13 protein-coding genes are annotated in these 15,160 nt (G+C 72.0%); 8 read left to right on the top strand and 5 right to left on the bottom strand.

Annotated features, from left to right (window positions below; translation table 11 throughout):
- The first annotated feature begins 16 nt into the window (after positions 1 to 16).
- Positions 17 to 160: a hypothetical protein gene (locus tag H8838_RS08575; protein ID WP_181310694.1), complete on the top strand. Its 144-nt coding sequence runs from the start codon at positions 17 to 19 to the stop codon at positions 158 to 160.
- A 158-nt stretch (positions 161 to 318) separates the two neighbouring features.
- On the opposite strand, the gene H8838_RS08580 is transcribed toward H8838_RS08575, so the two are convergent.
- The gene (locus tag H8838_RS08580; protein WP_224766480.1) at positions 319 to 1,425 is read right to left on the bottom strand and encodes a glycosyltransferase family 4 protein; all 1,107 of its coding nucleotides are present in this window, start codon (positions 1,423 to 1,425) and stop codon (positions 319 to 321) included.
- 122 nt (positions 1,426 to 1,547) lie between these two features.
- On the opposite strand from H8838_RS08580, the gene H8838_RS08585 reads away from it, so the two are divergent.
- Positions 1,548 to 2,315, top strand: coding sequence for a class I SAM-dependent methyltransferase (locus H8838_RS08585; protein ID WP_224766481.1), 768 nt, complete (start codon positions 1,548 to 1,550; stop codon positions 2,313 to 2,315).
- A 138-nt stretch (positions 2,316 to 2,453) separates the two neighbouring features.
- Positions 2,454 to 3,434 (top strand): DUF3068 domain-containing protein, encoded by a 981-nt coding sequence (locus tag H8838_RS08590; protein ID WP_224766482.1) that lies wholly within the window; start codon positions 2,454 to 2,456, stop codon positions 3,432 to 3,434.
- Between the two features lie 83 nt (positions 3,435 to 3,517).
- Here H8838_RS08590 and H8838_RS08595 read toward each other — a convergent pair whose 3' ends face one another.
- Entirely contained in the window at positions 3,518 to 4,357 is an 840-nt protein-coding gene (locus tag H8838_RS08595; protein ID WP_224766483.1) for a class I SAM-dependent methyltransferase, read from the bottom strand.
- A 214-nt stretch (positions 4,358 to 4,571) separates the two neighbouring features.
- On the opposite strand from H8838_RS08595, the gene rpsA reads away from it, so the two are divergent.
- The 4 genes from rpsA (at position 4,572) to H8838_RS08615 (ending at position 9,180) form a co-directional block, all read left to right on the top strand.
- The gene (gene rpsA / locus H8838_RS08600; protein ID WP_181310697.1) at positions 4,572 to 6,047 is read left to right on the top strand and encodes a 30S ribosomal protein S1; all 1,476 of its coding nucleotides are present in this window, start codon (positions 4,572 to 4,574) and stop codon (positions 6,045 to 6,047) included.
- A 238-nt stretch (positions 6,048 to 6,285) separates the two neighbouring features.
- The gene (locus H8838_RS08605) at positions 6,286 to 7,179 is read left to right on the top strand and encodes a sulfotransferase domain-containing protein (protein ID WP_185994862.1); all 894 of its coding nucleotides are present in this window, start codon (positions 6,286 to 6,288) and stop codon (positions 7,177 to 7,179) included.
- Positions 7,180 to 7,246: 67 nt separating this feature from the next.
- Positions 7,247 to 7,870 carry a dephospho-CoA kinase gene (gene coaE, locus H8838_RS08610; protein ID WP_185994861.1) on the top strand — a complete coding sequence of 208 codons (624 nt, stop codon included), beginning with the start codon at positions 7,247 to 7,249 and terminating at the stop codon, positions 7,868 to 7,870.
- Positions 7,867 to 9,180 (top strand): glycoside hydrolase family 3 N-terminal domain-containing protein, encoded by a 1,314-nt coding sequence (locus H8838_RS08615; RefSeq protein ID WP_224766484.1) that lies wholly within the window; start codon positions 7,867 to 7,869, stop codon positions 9,178 to 9,180. The genes coaE and H8838_RS08615 overlap by 4 nt, the downstream gene beginning before the upstream one ends.
- Before the next feature lie 39 nt (positions 9,181 to 9,219).
- On the opposite strand, the gene H8838_RS08620 is transcribed toward H8838_RS08615, so the two are convergent.
- From H8838_RS08620 to H8838_RS08630, 3 genes are all read right to left on the bottom strand, one after another.
- A complete protein-coding gene (locus H8838_RS08620) occupies positions 9,220 to 10,185 on the bottom strand; it encodes a sigma-70 family RNA polymerase sigma factor (RefSeq protein ID WP_181310700.1) in 966 nt (321 codons plus the stop codon).
- 252 nt (positions 10,186 to 10,437) lie between these two features.
- Complete coding sequence (locus tag H8838_RS08625; protein WP_185994860.1) at positions 10,438 to 12,612, bottom strand: S9 family peptidase; 2,175 nt, start codon at positions 12,610 to 12,612, stop codon at positions 10,438 to 10,440.
- Positions 12,613 to 12,659: 47 nt separating this feature from the next.
- Positions 12,660 to 13,994: a DNA polymerase IV gene (locus H8838_RS08630; RefSeq protein ID WP_181310702.1), complete on the bottom strand. Its 1,335-nt coding sequence runs from the start codon at positions 13,992 to 13,994 to the stop codon at positions 12,660 to 12,662.
- A gap of 200 nt (positions 13,995 to 14,194) precedes the next feature.
- Between H8838_RS08630 and H8838_RS08635 the strand changes: the two genes are divergently transcribed.
- Positions 14,195 to 15,151 (top strand): DUF4192 domain-containing protein, encoded by a 957-nt coding sequence (locus H8838_RS08635; RefSeq protein ID WP_185994859.1) that lies wholly within the window; start codon positions 14,195 to 14,197, stop codon positions 15,149 to 15,151.
- Positions 15,152 to 15,160 lie beyond the last annotated feature (9 nt).

Raw genomic sequence — 15,160 nt, forward strand, 5'->3', positions numbered from 1 at the left:
CTGGGAGGACTTACACATGCTGACTTGGCTGCTGTCGATCGCTGCGGGCGTAGTCCCCGCGGTCCTCGCCGTGTTCATCGGGGTGTCTGCCCTGACCGGAGTGGACGCGGGCTCGGACGAGCCGACCGACCCGGGCAGCGGCCAGTACGCCGACGGCTGAGTCCGGATCGCAAGCTCGGTGAGGTTCGCCTCGCCGAGCTCCTGACGCCAGACGAAGGGCGGATCCCCCAGGGGATCCGTCCTTTTGTCATGCCCTCGTCCAGTCGCCACGGGCGTGGCACCGGCACGGACCGCGCGGGTGGGTCATCGCCGGACGGGTCAGCGCGCTGAGGTCGCTCCCACTGTTGCACGGTCGTGGAGGCAGGACTCGACCACGGCGGTGGTGGCCTCCCAGGTGAACTGCTCGCTGCGCAGCCGTGCCTTGGTGCCCATGCTCTGCCGGAGCTCGTGGTCCTGGAGGAGTCGGCGGGTGCAGTGCGTGAAGTCGTCCTCGTCCTGGGCGAGCAGCCCGGTGACGCCGTCGAGGATCGACTCCTGCACCCCGCCGGCCGACCGGTAGGCGATCGACGGGACGCCCACGTGGGCGGCCTCCACGATGGAGAGGCCCCAGCCCTCCTTGAGCGAGGGCAGGAGGTGCACCCAGGCGCGGGAGAGCTCGGCGAACTTCACCGAGTCGTCCACGTGCCCGAGGAACCGGACTCGGTCGACCAGTCCCAGCTCGGCCGTCATCGCGGTCAGCTCGTCGTGCCACCAGCCGCTGCCCATGATGGTCAGGGTGGCGTCCGGGATCTCGTCGCGCAGCTCGTGCAGCGTCCGGAGGGCGTGCTCCAGCTGCTTGTGCGGGACCAGGCGGCTCAGCGCGACCAGGCTGGGGTGCTCGTCCTTCGGTGGGGTGACGAACTCGGGCACCGGGGGCATGCCGTTGTAGGCGACCCGGATGTGGCTCGCGTCCACGCCCAGCTCGACCAGCTCGGCGGCGGTGATCTGGCTCACCGCGACGTACGGCGCGCGGCGGTTGACCAAGGGCGCGACCCGCGACTCCATGAACCAGCCGATGCGGGCCAGCACCTTGCCGACCACGGGCCACTGCTCACGGTGCACGTGGTGGACGAGGACCACGACCCGCGCCCGGGTGAAGAGACGGGCCAGGAACGGCATTCCGTTCTGCACCTCCACCACGCTGTCCACCCGACCCAGTCGCCCGGTGGCGAGATAGAGCGCCGCCCACAGGTAGACCGACAGGTGCAGTCCGCGACGGACGTAGCGCACGCCCTCGACGGTCTCCTCGGCGCGCGAGCCGGGGTAGCGGGCGGTGAACGTCGTCACCCGGTGGCCCGACGCGGCGAGTCGCTCTGCGACCTGGCGCAGGTAGGTCTCGGAACCGCCGCCCTCCGGGTGCCACTGGTCGCGCCAGTTCAGGAACACGACGTGCGTGTCCGTACCCTCCCGCGCTGCCATGGCCTCGTCCGTTCGCTCTGCCGTTCGTTCCGTGTACACCACCTGGTCTCCCTCCCCGTTGCTGATTACCGGAGGGTAGCATCCGCGATGTGACCCACTCCACACCTTCGCCGAGCACGAAAACCACCCAGCGGGAGAAGGACGACTGGCGGCGCTCCGTGCGGCTGTTCCGGTCCTTCCTGACCGAGCAGACGGACCCCGAGGGGTTCTACGGGCTCATCGCGGGGGACACGGTGGCGCTGATGGAGCAGCACACCGACCTGGCGGGCCGGACGATCGCCGACTTCGGCGGCGGCGGGGGGTTCTACTCCCGTGCGTTCGCCGAGCGGGGAGCGCGCTCGGTGGTGATCGACCTCGACCTGAGTGAGATCACGGCCCACGGGGACCGCCACCCGTGGTCCGTCGCGGCCCGCGCGGAGCAGGCGCCCCTTGCCGACGAGTCGGTGGACATCGCCTTCTCCAGCAACCTGCTCGAGCACGTCCCGGACCTGGCCGCAGTGGCCGACCAGATCGTCCGGGTGGTGCGCCCCGGCGGCCTGGTGGTGCTCTCCTACACCGCGTGGTACGGCCCCTGGGGTGGTCACGAGACCTCGCCGTGGCACTACCTGGGCGGGCACCGGGCGGCCCGGCGCTACCAGCGTCGCCACGGCAAGCCTCCCAAGAACGTCTTCGGAGAGAGCATGTACGCCGCCACGGTCAAGCAGGGACTGGACTGGGCCCGCAGCCGGCCCGACCTCGAGCTGCTGGAGGAGCGTCCGCGCTACTTCCCGCCGGCGGGTCGGCACCTGCTCAAGGTCCCGGGTGCCCGCGAGGTGCTGACCTGGAACCTGTGGCAGGTGCTGCGCAAACCCGCCTGAGGCGGGCGCAGGTCCGCACCGCGGCACGCGTCGGCGTCCTGACATGCGGAACTTTGTGGCGCAGGCCACTAGAACCCGTACTCACTGGTAGCGTGCCGCACGTCTCATCGAGCTGTTGTCTGTGGAGGGAGCACGCAAGTGCGAGGAAAGTTGGGCCCGATCCTGTCGGGTGTGGGCGGATTCCTGCTGGTAGTGGGTCTGCTGCTCAAGTTCTACGCGTACCCGAACCTGGCGGTCGCGCCCGTGGAGCAGGACACGGTCTCGCAGCTGAGCGGAGCCGGGGCCACGGTCTTCGACATCCCGAGCCTCTCCGAGATCCAGGTCGACCTGACCACCACGGCCAAGACCACCGGAGACGTGAAGGCCTCGCAGGACGCGGGTGACGACATCCGGGTCTGGGAGAACGCGACCTCCACGAAGTCCGACGACGACGTCGTCCGCTCGCGCAGCATCGAGCGGGTCGCCTTCGACGCGCACACCGGCGAGGCCGTGGAGTGCGAGAAGTGCGGCACCTACTCCGAGACCGTCCAGGGGCAGCCGGAGGCGGTGGACTTCGAGGGTCAGATCTTCAAGTTCCCCTTCCAGACCGAGAAGAAGACCTACCAGTGGTGGGACAGCACGCTGCTGCGTGCGTTCCCCGCGGAGTACGTCCGCGAGGAGAAGCTCGAGGGGCTCGACACCTACGTCTTCGAGCAGGTCATCGAGCCCGAGGTCTGGACCCAGATGGAGGTCCCGCCGGACGTCGTGGGCGAGGAGGGCGAGGACTCGATCGAGGCCGACCGCTCCTACTCCAACACCCGCACCTTCTGGGTGGAGCCGGAGACCGGCGTCGTCATCAAGCGCCAGGAGCAGCAGGGCGCGACCCTGCAGATCGACGGCGAGGACCGGGCCACCCTGACCGAGGTCACCACGACCTTCACCGACGACACCATCGCGAACAACGTCGACGAGTACGGCGCCAAGGTGACCCAGCTCAAGATGATCCGCAGCACGCTGCCGCTGGTGCTGGGCATCCTCGGCGCGCTGCTGCTGGTGCTGGGCTTCGTGCTGCACCGCCGCTCGCAGGGCTCGTCCCGGACCGAGAGCCCGGCCCAGGCCAAGGCCAAGGCGAACGCCTGACCGCTCGACCCGTCATGACGACGGCCCGCCCGGATCATCCGGGCGGGCCGTCGGCTTTTTCCGCCCTTGTGGGCGGACCGGTGTCAGGAGCGCAGGTCCGCCACGAACAGCGCGGTGCCGGGGGTGAGCAGGCCCCGGGTGCGCGACCAGCCGCCCCACACCCGGTCGTGGCCGGCGGGCCACTCGGGCTCCAGGAGACGGGTGAGCGCGAAGCCGCGGTCGGCCAGCAGGGCGACCCAGTCGCCAAGGGTGCGGTGGTGCTCGACGTACCGCACCTCGTCGGTCTCGGGGTCGACCTCGACGTAGGGCGTGCGGTCCCAGTACGACTGGGTCGCGGTGAGGCCACCTTCGCCGGGGTCGTCCGGGAAGGACCACCGCGTGGGGTGGGTGATGGAGAACGCGAGACGGCCGCCCGGCCGCAGCACCCGGACGACCTCGTCGAGGGCCGTCCCGATCTCGCTGACGAACTGCAGGGCCCCGAACGAGGAGAAGACCACGTCGAACGAGCCTGCGGCGAACGGCAGCGCGGTGGCGGTGCCCAGCACGGAGGGCACGCTCACGCCGGACTCGGCGTCCAGGCGTCGGCCGTGCTGCAGCTGCCGGTGCGAGAGGTCGAGACCGATGCTGCGCCCTCCCTGGGTGCGCACCCAACGCGAGCACTGGCCGGCGCCGCTGCCCACCTCGAGCACGTCCTTGCCCCGGACCTCGCCGAGCGCCCCGGCCTCCGCCTCGGTCAGTCCCTCGGGTCCCCAGACGAATCCCGCGTCGCCCAGGAAGCTGCCGTGGGTGGACTGGTACTCGTCGGCGTAGCGGTCCCAGTCCGCGCCGTTGGCGCGTCGGGACTCCTGCTCGCCGACGTCGCGGCGTTCGACCGCCACCGACTGCGGTTCGTGGTCAGGAGCGGCCGGAGTCGAGGTGGGCACGCCCCGAGGCTACCTCCCCGCCCGGGGCCGGTGTCCGGTGCCGGAGACGTCGGTTGGACGCTGGCCGCGAGCCGCGCGTAGACTGAACAATTGCGCCGGAGACCTGCTTGGGTCCCGTACGGAGCGGATCCTCGCTCGTCCTCCTCCGGAGGGCGATCAAGGGCCTCGGGCGTGTCCGCACGACTCCCATCCACTCCAAGGAACCTACTCCCTTATGACGAGCACCATCTCCGCTCTTCCGGACTACGACGCCCCCCAGGTGGCGATCAACGACATCGGGTCCGAAGAGGACTTCCTCGCCGCGATCGACGCGACCATCAAGTACTTCAACGACGGCGACATCGTCGACGGCACCATCGTCAAGGTGGACCGTGACGAGGTGCTCCTCGACATCGGCTACAAGACCGAGGGCGTCATCCCCTCGCGCGAGCTGTCGATCAAGCACGACGTCGACCCGTCCGAGGTCGTCGCCGTGGGCGACAAGGTCGAGGCCCTGGTGCTCCAGAAGGAGGACAAGGAAGGCCGCCTGATCCTGTCCAAGAAGCGCGCACAGTACGAGCGCGCCTGGGGCACGATCGAGCAGGTCAAGGAGGAGGACGGCGTCGTCGAGGGCACCGTCATCGAGGTCGTCAAGGGCGGCCTGATCCTCGACATCGGTCTGCGCGGCTTCCTGCCCGCCTCGCTGGTGGAGATGCGTCGCGTGCGCGACCTGCAGCCCTACGTCGGCCAGACCCTCGAGGCCAAGATCATCGAGCTCGACAAGAACCGCAACAACGTGGTCCTGTCGCGCCGTGCCTGGCTCGAGCAGACCCAGTCCGAGGTTCGCCACGGCTTCCTGACCCAGCTGCAGAAGGGTCAGATCCGCAAGGGCGTCGTCTCCTCGATCGTCAACTTCGGTGCGTTCGTGGACCTGGGCGGCGTGGACGGCCTCGTGCACGTCTCCGAGCTGTCCTGGAAGCACATCGACCACCCCTCCGAGGTCGTCACCGTGGGCGACGAGGTCACCGTCGAGGTCCTGGACGTCGACATGGACCGCGAGCGTGTCTCCCTGTCGCTCAAGGCGACGCAGGAGGACCCGTGGCAGCACTTCGCCCGGACCCACCAGATCGGCCAGATCGTGCCGGGCAAGGTCACCAAGCTGGTGCCCTTCGGCTCCTTCGTCCGCGTCGAGGAGGGCATCGAGGGCCTGGTCCACATCTCCGAGCTGGCCGAGCGCCACGTGGAGATCCCGGAGCAGGTCGTCCAGGTCAACGACGACGTCATGGTCAAGATCATCGACATCGACCTGGAGCGTCGCCGGATCTCGCTGTCGCTCAAGCAGGCCAACGAGACCGCGACCGCGGCGGACGTCGAGGAGTTCGACCCGACCCTCTACGGCATGGCTGCCACCTACGACGAGCAGGGCAACTACATCTACCCCGAGGGCTTCGACCCCGAGACGGGTGAGTGGCTCGAGGGCTTCGACGAGCAGCGCGCGACCTGGGAGGAGCAGTACGCCAAGGCGCACGCTCGCTGGGAGGCTCACGTCAAGCAGCAGGCCGAGGCCAAGCAGGCCGAGGCCGAGGCCGGCGAGGCCACCTCGTACAGCTCCGGTGGCGAGGTCGCCGCGGCGCAGGAGACCGGCGGCTCGCTGGCTTCCGACGAGGCCCTGCAGGCGCTCCGCGAGAAGCTCACCGGTGGCGGTGCCTGAGTCAGGCTCCCGCTGAGCGCGGGCGGCGCCTGACGGCGCCGCTCCGGTCACTCGTTGACAGTCCCGTCCACCCTTCGGGGTGGGCGGGACTGTCTGCGTTCCCCGGGCTTCCCAGTGCGGCAGAAGGCACGTGGGTGGACGGTTGACGCCGCCGGTGATGACCAGGCCCTCCCATGGAGAGGCACGGTGGCCACGGGGGTGGATCCTGCCGCCGCAGCCCCTGGTAATCTCGCGCACCATGGCCGCCGAGACCTCCTCCCCGCTCGGTTGGCAGCGGTACACGTTCTCCATCGTGGGTGTGCAGAAGTCCGGGACCTCGACCCTGTCGGCGCTCTTCAACGCGCACGTCAACATCGCCAAGGCCCCGCGCAAGGAGATCCACTACTTCGACAAGGACCACGTCGACTGGAGCGCGACGGACCACGCCGACTACGGGGTGCCACGCCGTCGCCGGGTCCACCAGCACATGGGCGACGCCACCCCGCGGTACCTGGCATGGCCCGGGGCGCTGGAGCGGATGCAGCGCTACGACCCGGGCATGCTCCTGATGGCGATCTTCCGTGACCCGCTGGACCGGCTCTTCTCGCACTGGACGATGCTTCGCCTGCGGCACGGCGAGGCGGGGCCGGACTGGGCGGAGTTCACGGCCTGGCGGCCCGACGGCATGCCGGACCGGGTCCCGGCCGACCTGCGGGGCAAGGCCGACCCAGAGCGCTTCCAGCGCGCCTCCGGGGTGCTGCGGGGCTACTACGGCAGCCAGGTGCGACGAGGACTGTCGCTCTTCGGTCGCGAGCAGTGGCTCTTCATGGACTTCACCTCGTTCCTCGCCGACCACCGGCGACACCTGGACCAGGGCACCGACTTCCTGGGCCTGCCGAGGTTCGAGACCCATCCCGAGCTGCGTCACCTGATGAAGGCGACGGGCGAGATCTCCGGCACGCCGCCCACCGGGGACGAGCTGCTCGAGCTGGCCCGGCTCTACCAGCCCGAGGTGGCCGAGTACGCAGCGCTCACCGGCCTGCCCGTGGACCACTGGACCACGGTGCGGCTGCTCGACGGCCGGATGGACGCCGACGAGCTGGCGGCCCGGTACGCCGCGAAGGCGGGGCTCACGCCCTCGGGCCGCCGCTGAGCCGGATCAGGCGGAGCCCCGTACGCTCGTCGAGTCCCAGCAGTCAGCAGGAGGGTGGAGGAGCACGGTGCGAGTCGGACTGACCGGAGGCGTGGCGTCGGGGAAGAGCACGGTCTCGACGATTCTCGCCGAGCTCGGGGCCGTCGTGATCGACGCCGACCAGCTCGCTCGTGAGGTGGTCGCCCCCGGGTCGGACGGGCTCCGGCTGGTGGTCGAGGAGTTCGGCCCCGCGGTGCTGACCCCCGACGGAGAGCTCGACCGGCCGGCACTGGGCGCCCTGGTCTTCGCCGACACCGAGCGGCGTCGGGCGCTCGAGGCGATCATCCACCCCCGGGTCCGCCAGCGGGCCGCCGAGCTGGAGGCCGCCGCGTCCCCGGACGCGGTGGTCGTCCACGACATCCCGCTGCTGGTCGAGACAGGCCAGGCGGATGCCTTCGACGCGGTCCTCGTGGTCGACGTCCCGGTCGAGCTGCAGCTGGACCGGATGGTCGAGCTGCGTGGAGCCACCCGCGAGGAGGCGCAGGCTCGGATCGACGCGCAGGCCTCCCGCGAGCAGCGGCTCGCCGCGGCGACGTACGTCATCGACAACACCGGCGACCTGGACGCGCTGCGTGCGCGGGTGACGGCGGTCCTGGCGCAGCTGCGCGACCCCTCCGGCGTCGAGCAGGGGGCTGCGGGAGGCGGGCGGTGATCGGCTCCCTGCGATCGATGGCGGTCACGGTGGGTCTCGCCGTGGCCCTGACCGGGTGCGGGCTCGTCGGCGACCGCGGCGGGTCGGGCGACGCAGCCCCCGCGACCTCGACCCGGGACCGGGGCACCGCCTCGTCCGGGCCGGGGGAGGCCCGGACGGACGAGCCCCTGCCCTGGGGTCCCACGGTGGCAGAGCTGGAGCAGGCGCGTGCCCTGGTCAGGGGATGGACGCCCGAGCAGCTGGCCGGTCAGGTCATCGTCGGCCGCTACCACTCCACCGACCCTCAGGTGGCCGCGGAGATGGTCTCCGACCTCCACCTCGCCGGCGTCTCGGTCACCTCCGGCAACGTGCTGGACGCCGACCAGGTGCGCGCGACCACCCGGGCGGTCACCGAGGCGCACGCGGCGTCCGGGCGCACGTTCCCGCCGGTGATCGGGGTGGACGAGGAAGGCGGGTCGGTGGCCCACCTGCGGGGGATCGCGAGCACCTTCCCGGCGTTCCGGGCGGCCGGTGACGTCATCGACGAGGACCGGGCGACCTCGGGCCGCCAGGGGCGCGCCCTGGTACGGAAGGCCTACCGGGCCTCGGGCCTGGAGCTGCGCTCCTTCGGCTTCACCTGGGTCTTCGCTCCGGTCGCCGACGTCACCATCGGCACCGCGGATCCGACCATCGGCAGCCGCTCCCCGTCCTCGGACCCGCGGACGGCAGGCATCGCCTCGGCGGCCGCGGTTCGCGGGTACAACGCCTCGGGCATCGTGTCGACCACCAAGCACTACCCCGGCCACGGCAGCGCCACCGCGGACTCGCACCTGGAGCTGCCCACCCTGGACACGCCGCTGGCGGAGCTGACCGCACGCGACCTGCTGCCCTTCAAGACCAGCATCCGGGCGGGCGCACCCTCGGTGATGATGAGCCACCTGGAGGTGACGGCGCTGGAGGCGGGCCTGCCGGCCACCCTGGCACCGCGGGTCTATGCCCACCTGCGCGACGAGATGGGCTTCGGTGGCGTCGCCATCACCGACTCGCTCGGAATGGGCGCAGTCGCCGAGCTGGAGCTGCCCGCCGTACGCGCCCTGGAGGCGGGGGCCGACCTGCTGCTGATGCCGGTGGACACCCGCCGGACCCACGCGCACGTGGTGGAGGCGATCAAGGAGGGTCGGCTCTCCCGGGAGCGCGTCGAGGACGCCGCCAGCCGGGTGGTGGCGCTCCAGCAGTGGCAGCAGCGCACGGCCGGCGAGGTCGAGGTCCCGATCGACGCCACGGAACAGGCACAGGCGGCAGCCTCCGAGCTGGAGGCTGCCGCCTGGTGAGGACGCCGGGGTGAGGACCCTGCGGGGGTGCTACGCCGCTCAGGCAGCGAGGTCCGGGTCGCCGAGCCGGCGCAGCTTCTGCAGCGCCTCCCGCTCGAGCTGACGCACCCGCTCGGCCGAGATGCCGTGGCGTGCGCCGATGTCGGCGAGCTTGTGCTGGCGACCGTCGACCAGCCCGTACCGGGCGCGGACGATGTCGGCCGAGCGCTCGTCGAGCTGGCCCACGAGGCTGTTCAGCCGGTCGCGGGACTCCACGTCGAGCACGCTCAGGTCGGGGCTGGGGGCGGTCTCCTGGGCCATCAGGTCGCCCAGGGAGGTGTCGCCGTCCTCGTCGATCGGGGTGTCCAGGGAGACGTGGTCGCGGCCCCAGGCAAGCAGGTCGAGGACCCGCTCGAACTCCATCCCGAGCTCGTCGGCGATCTCCTGCGGGTCTGGCTCGCGGCCCAGTTGGCGCTCGAGCGTGCGGCGGGCGCTGCCGACCTGGTTGAGCTCCTCGACCACGTGCACCGGCAGCCGCACGACGCGGGCCTGCTGGGCGATGCCGCGGGTGATCGCCTGACGGACCCACCAGGTGGCGTACGTCGAGAACTTGTAGCCCTTGGTGTAGTCGAACTTCTCCACGGCTCGGATCAGGCCGGTGTTGCCCTCCTGGATCAGGTCCAGCATGGGCATCTGGGCCCGGCCGTACTTGCGGGCGATGGAGACCACGAGCCGCAGGTTCGCGGTGATGAACGTGTCCACCGCCTTGCGTCCCTCCTCGGCGAGCCACTCCAGCTCCTCCTCGGTGGCCCGCATCGGGGCGCCGCCCTTACGGCGGCCGACGCGCCCCTCGCGCAGGAGCGCCTCGGCCATGAGACCGGCCTCGATGGTCTTGGAGAGCTCGACCTCGCGGGCGGCGTCCAGCAGCGGGGTGCGGGCGATCTCGTCGAGGTAGAGCCCGACGCTGTCCCGCCCCTCGATCTCCCGGGTCGTGCCGGGGGTGCGTGCTGCCGTACGAGTTGTCATCTGACGCCTCCTGCTCCGTGACCGCCGTGCATCGGTCACATCGTGGTCAACGACCCGGGGGAGCCGCTCATTCCCCGGAACCCTGCGGGCCGCCTACTTGTGTGCCTCTCACAAGCAACGACGTACCAGACCGGGCGAGAGTTGCCGCTCAGGCCAACTCTCAGGGACTTCTCAGGGGTGGCGCGCCCCGGCTGGGTCGTCGCCGCACGGGTACCCCCGACCTCCGAGGCGCATGCACGGCGGAGCCCGGCGTCAGGAACCGACCGCGGAACGCGGTGCCACCTCCGCCAGGCCCATCCGGTCCAGGATCCAGGCCAGGGAGAACGCGCGGTCGTGCCAGGCCTTGTAACGACCCGAGACGCCGCCGTGCCCGGCGGACATCTCGGTGCGCAGCAGGAAGTCGCGCCGGCCGGTCGCGGTCGCGCGCAGCCGGGCCACCCACTTGGCCGGCTCCACGAACAGCACCCGGGTGTCGTTCAGCGACGTCTCGGCCAGCACCGGCGGGTAGTCGACGGCCGCCACGTTGTCGTACGGCGCGTACCCGGCGATCCGGGCGTAGGCCTCCGGGTCGCCCTCGGGGTTGCCCCACTCGTCGTACTCCCCGACGGTCAACGGCAGGCTCGCGTCGAGCATCGTGGTGAGGGTGTCGACGAACGGGACGGCCGCGACCACACCGGCGAAGAGCTCGGGTGCCTCGTTGAGCGCCGCGCCCACGAGCAGGCCGCCGGCGCTGCCGCCCTCGGCGACGAGGGTGTCGGGGGAGGACCAGCCGCTCTCGACCAGGTGGCGGGCGGCGTCGACGAAGTCGTGGAAGGAGTTCTCCTTGTGCTCGAGCTTGCCCAGGTCGTACCACCGGCGCCCCATCTCGCCGCCGCCCCGCACGTGGGCGATGGCGAACGCGGCGCCCCGGTCCAGCAGGGAGAGCCGCGAGGGGGAGAAGTAGGGGTCGATGGAGGCCTCGTACGCGCCGTACCCGTAGAGCAGGGTGGGCAGCGGGCCCGTCTCCCGGGCCCCGCGGCGGCAGACCAGGCTGACCGGGACCAGCTCGCCGTCCCGGGCCGGGGCCCAGATCCGGTGCTCCTCGTACTGCTCGGGGTCGTAGCCGCCGAGCACCGGCATACGGCGCAGCAGGGTGAGCTCTCGGGTGCGTACGTCGTAGTCGTAGACCGAGGAGGGGACCGTCAGCGAGGTGTAGCCGAGCCGGACCACCGGCTGGTCGAAGGACGGGTTGGCGCCCGAGCCGATGGTGTAGACCTCCTGGTCGAACTCGACCAGGTAGTCCTCGCCGGGGCCCTCGGGACCGAGCTCGATGATGCGCAGCTGGGTCAGCCCCTGGCTGCGCTGGTGCACGACGAGGTGCCCGGCGAACGCGTCGACGTCCTCCAGCCGGACCGCGGGGTCGTGCGGCACCAGCGGCTCCCAGTCGGCGGGGTCCGTGGGGGTCGGCGCGGCCGTCGCCAGCTCGAAGTCCGGGCCCGACCCGTTGTGCAGCACCAGGAAGACCTCGCGTCCGCCGACGACCGCGGGCTCGAGGCTGTACTCCAGGCCCTCCCGGCGCGGGGACCAGACGACGAAGCCGCGCTCGGGGCTGCGGGCGTCCTTCACCTGCCACTCGGTCGTCGTCTTCGAGCCGCTGACCACGAAGAGGAACCGGTCGTCGCGGCTGCGGCCGACGCCGACCCAGAACCGGGCGTCCTCCTCGTGGAAGACGAGCTCGTCCTCGTCCTGCGCAGTGCCCAGGCGGTGGCGCCACACCTTGTCGGAGCGCCAAGCCTCGTCGACGGTCGTGTAGTAGAAGCCGGTGCCGTCCGGGTCCCAGGTCACCCCGCCGAGAACCCCCTCGACCACGTCGTCGAGCAGCCGGTCGCCCTCGAGCTCCTTGACCCGTACGGTGTAGCGCTCGTCGCCCTCGGTGTCGACGGCCCAGGCGAGGAGGCGGCCGTCCAGGCTGAGTGCGGAGCCGCCCAGCGAGAAGAACTCGTGACCCTCCGCCAAGGCGTCCAGGTCCAGCAGGACCTCCTCGCCCGGGAGGGCGGGCTGATCGGGGCTGGCCTTGCCGTCCGGCTGCGGAGGCGTCCAGTCGTCCTCGTCCTGGACCGGCACCCGGCAGGTCGCGCCGTACTCCCGGCCCTCGAAGGAGCGCGAGTAGAACCACCAGCCGCGCTTGCGCGTGGGCACCGAGAGGTCCGTCTCCTGGGTGCGGGACTTGATCTCCTCGAAGATCCGCTCCCGGAGCGGGGCCAGGTGCGCGGTCCGCTGCTCGGTCCAGGCGTTCTCGGCCTCCAGGTGGGCCAGGACCTCGGGCGACTCCTTGTCGCGCAGCCAGTCGTAGTCGTCGGTCCGTTCCACCCCGTGCCACGTGTGGGTGACGGGGCGGCGGGGCGCCACCGGGGGAGCGGAGAGGGGGCCGGCGGGGGTCTGGGTCATGGGCCGAGGGTAGCCAGCCGGTACGACGGGGCCGACGGCCCGGCGGGTCACTCCGCGGGGACCGGGCCGGGCGTCAGCAGCGGGTCGTCCTCGCGGAAGGAGCGGACCGGGCCGGGCGGCGTCGTCGCCGTCTCGAACCGGACGGTCACCACCCCGCGGCCTGACCCCCAGACCCAGCCGGGCCCCAGATCGGCGTGCACGACGTCCATGCCCGGGCGCCAGCCGGTCCCGCGCCGGGGTGGCTCCACCATCTCGGTGGGCTCCGTGGACTCGGTGCCGTCCTCCACCGGAGTCTCGGGCTCCTCCGGCTCGTCACCGAAGAGACCGTCCTGGATCCAGTCCGCCAGGCCGGAGACCCCCACCCCGAGCAGGCGGACGCCGCCGGAGGTGTCCAGGTCGCCCAGCAGGCGGCGGGCCAGCCGGCCGATCACCTGGGGGGAGTCGGTGGGCCCTGGGAGGGTCGTGGAACGGCTGAGCGTGGTGAAGTCGTGCAACCGCACCTTCAAGGTGACGGTGCGTCCCGACAGGCCCTGCTTGGCCAGCCGAGCCGCCACCGCGGAGGCCTGGCGGGTGATCAGCCCCTCCATCAGCCTGCGGTCGGTCAGGTCGGTGTCGTAGGTGTCCTCCATGCTCACCGACTTGGTCTCGCGCTCGGCGACCACCGGGCGGTCGTCGCGGCCGCGCGCGAGCGCGTACAGGCCGGTACCCAGGGCCCGGCCCAGGAGCCGCACCAGCTCGTCCTCGCTCACGGCCTCCAGCTGCGCCACCGTGTGGATCCCGGCCCGGCGCAACCGCTCGGTGGTGGCCGGCCCGACGCCGGGGATGACGCTGGCCGGCAGGGGGCGCAGCAGCTCCTGCTCGGTGCCCGGCGGGACTACGGTCAGGCCGTCCGGCTTGTCCAGCTCGCTGGCCACCTTGGCGATGAACTTCGAGGAGCCGATCCCCACCGAGGCGGTGAGGCCGCCGGTCACCTCGCGCACCTCGGCCCGCAGCCGCTCCGCGGTCGCCGTCACGGCGTCGATCCCGAGGTCGTCGAGGCCGGCCGCCTCCAGGTCGACGAACGCCTCGTCCAGGGAGAGCGGCTCGACCAGCGGCGAGACCGACCGCAGGACGCCCATCACCGCGGCGCTCGCCTGCCGGTAGGCGTGGAACCGCCCGGAGAGGAAGGCGGCGTGCGGGCACCGCGCGCGGGCCTCGCGCGTCGACATCGCCGAGCGGACCCCGAACACGCGGGCCTCGTAGGAGGCGGTGGAGACCACGCCGCGGCCGCCGACCCCGCCGACGATCACGGGCTTGCCGCGCAGCGAGGGCTTGTCGCGCTGCTCGACGGAGGCGAAGAAGGCGTCCAGGTCCAGGTGGAGCACCGAGGCGGTGCGGCGCATCAGCTCTCCTCCGGTCGGGCCATGGCGCCCATTGTGTCGCCCTGGGGCTGGGGATCGTGCTGGGGCTCGCGTCGTGTGGGGGGCTCGGTCCCTGCCGCCCCGGCCCCCGACGCGTGCACAGGCACAGGACGCGTGAGGTTCTCCCCAGGCCGGGCCGGCGCTCAACCATGTGGACGCCGCGCACCCGGCACGGTCGGGGCATGGAGAGACCGATGAACCTGACCGCCCGATCCGCCGAGGACCTGCTCGCCTGCGTCCCCCTGGTGCTGGGATTCGTCCCCCAGGAGTCGGTGGTGATGCTCGGGCTGGGGTCGGGTGCCGTCCCGCACGCCCGGGTCGACCTGGGGAGTCCCGACGAGCTCGACGGGGCCGTCCGGGCCCTTGTCGGGCCCGCCGTCCGGCACCGGCTGCGCCGGGTCTCCCTGTTCGTCTTCACCGACCTGGACCGGGCACTCGGTCCGTCCCGCAGGCTGCTGCGGGCCTTCGGTGCGCGAGGGATCGAGGTCGTCTCGCTGGTGGCCTACGACGGCCGGGTGTGGTGCTGGGCGGACCCGCCGGTGACTGGCACCACCCGCCACCCGTTCGAGGTGCTGACCCACCCGTTCGTCACCGAGGCGGTGGTCGCCGGCCGGGTGGTCATGGCCTCGCGCGAGGAGCTGGCCCGGTCCCTCGACCCGCTGCCTGTCCGGGTGGCGGCCGTCTCCGCGGCGCTGGCCCGGACCCGACGACCTGCGCCGGGCTGGGTGCGCGAGACCACCGCGGCGCTGGTGCGGCAGCAGGCCGCGCCGAACGCGGCGCAGACCGCCACGCTGGTCCTCGCGACGGCGACGGCTGCGTTGCGCGACGAGGCGTGGGGCGAGGTCTCGCGGGCCGAGGCGCCCTCGCACGTCGACGTGTGGCGCACCGTCCTGCGCTCCTGCCCGCCCGGGCACGCGGCCGGGCCGGCCGCGGTGCTCGCCTTCCTGGCCTGGCGGGCGGGGGAGGGGGCGCTGGCCTGGTGCGCGGTGGAGGTCGCGCACCGCGGCCCGGGCACCTGCTCGCTCACGGAGCTGGTCGTCGAGCTCCTCGAGCAGGCGATCTCCCCGGACGCGTGGCCGCCTCCGGCTCCGGAGTCCTCCGAGGTCCGCGTCCTGAGGGGAAGACGCCCGGCGCGATGAGCGAGCGGG

Origin of the sequence: Nocardioides campestrisoli (assembly GCF_013624435.2) — a bacterium.
GTDB classification, from domain to species: domain Bacteria; phylum Actinomycetota; class Actinomycetes; order Propionibacteriales; family Nocardioidaceae; genus Nocardioides; species Nocardioides campestrisoli.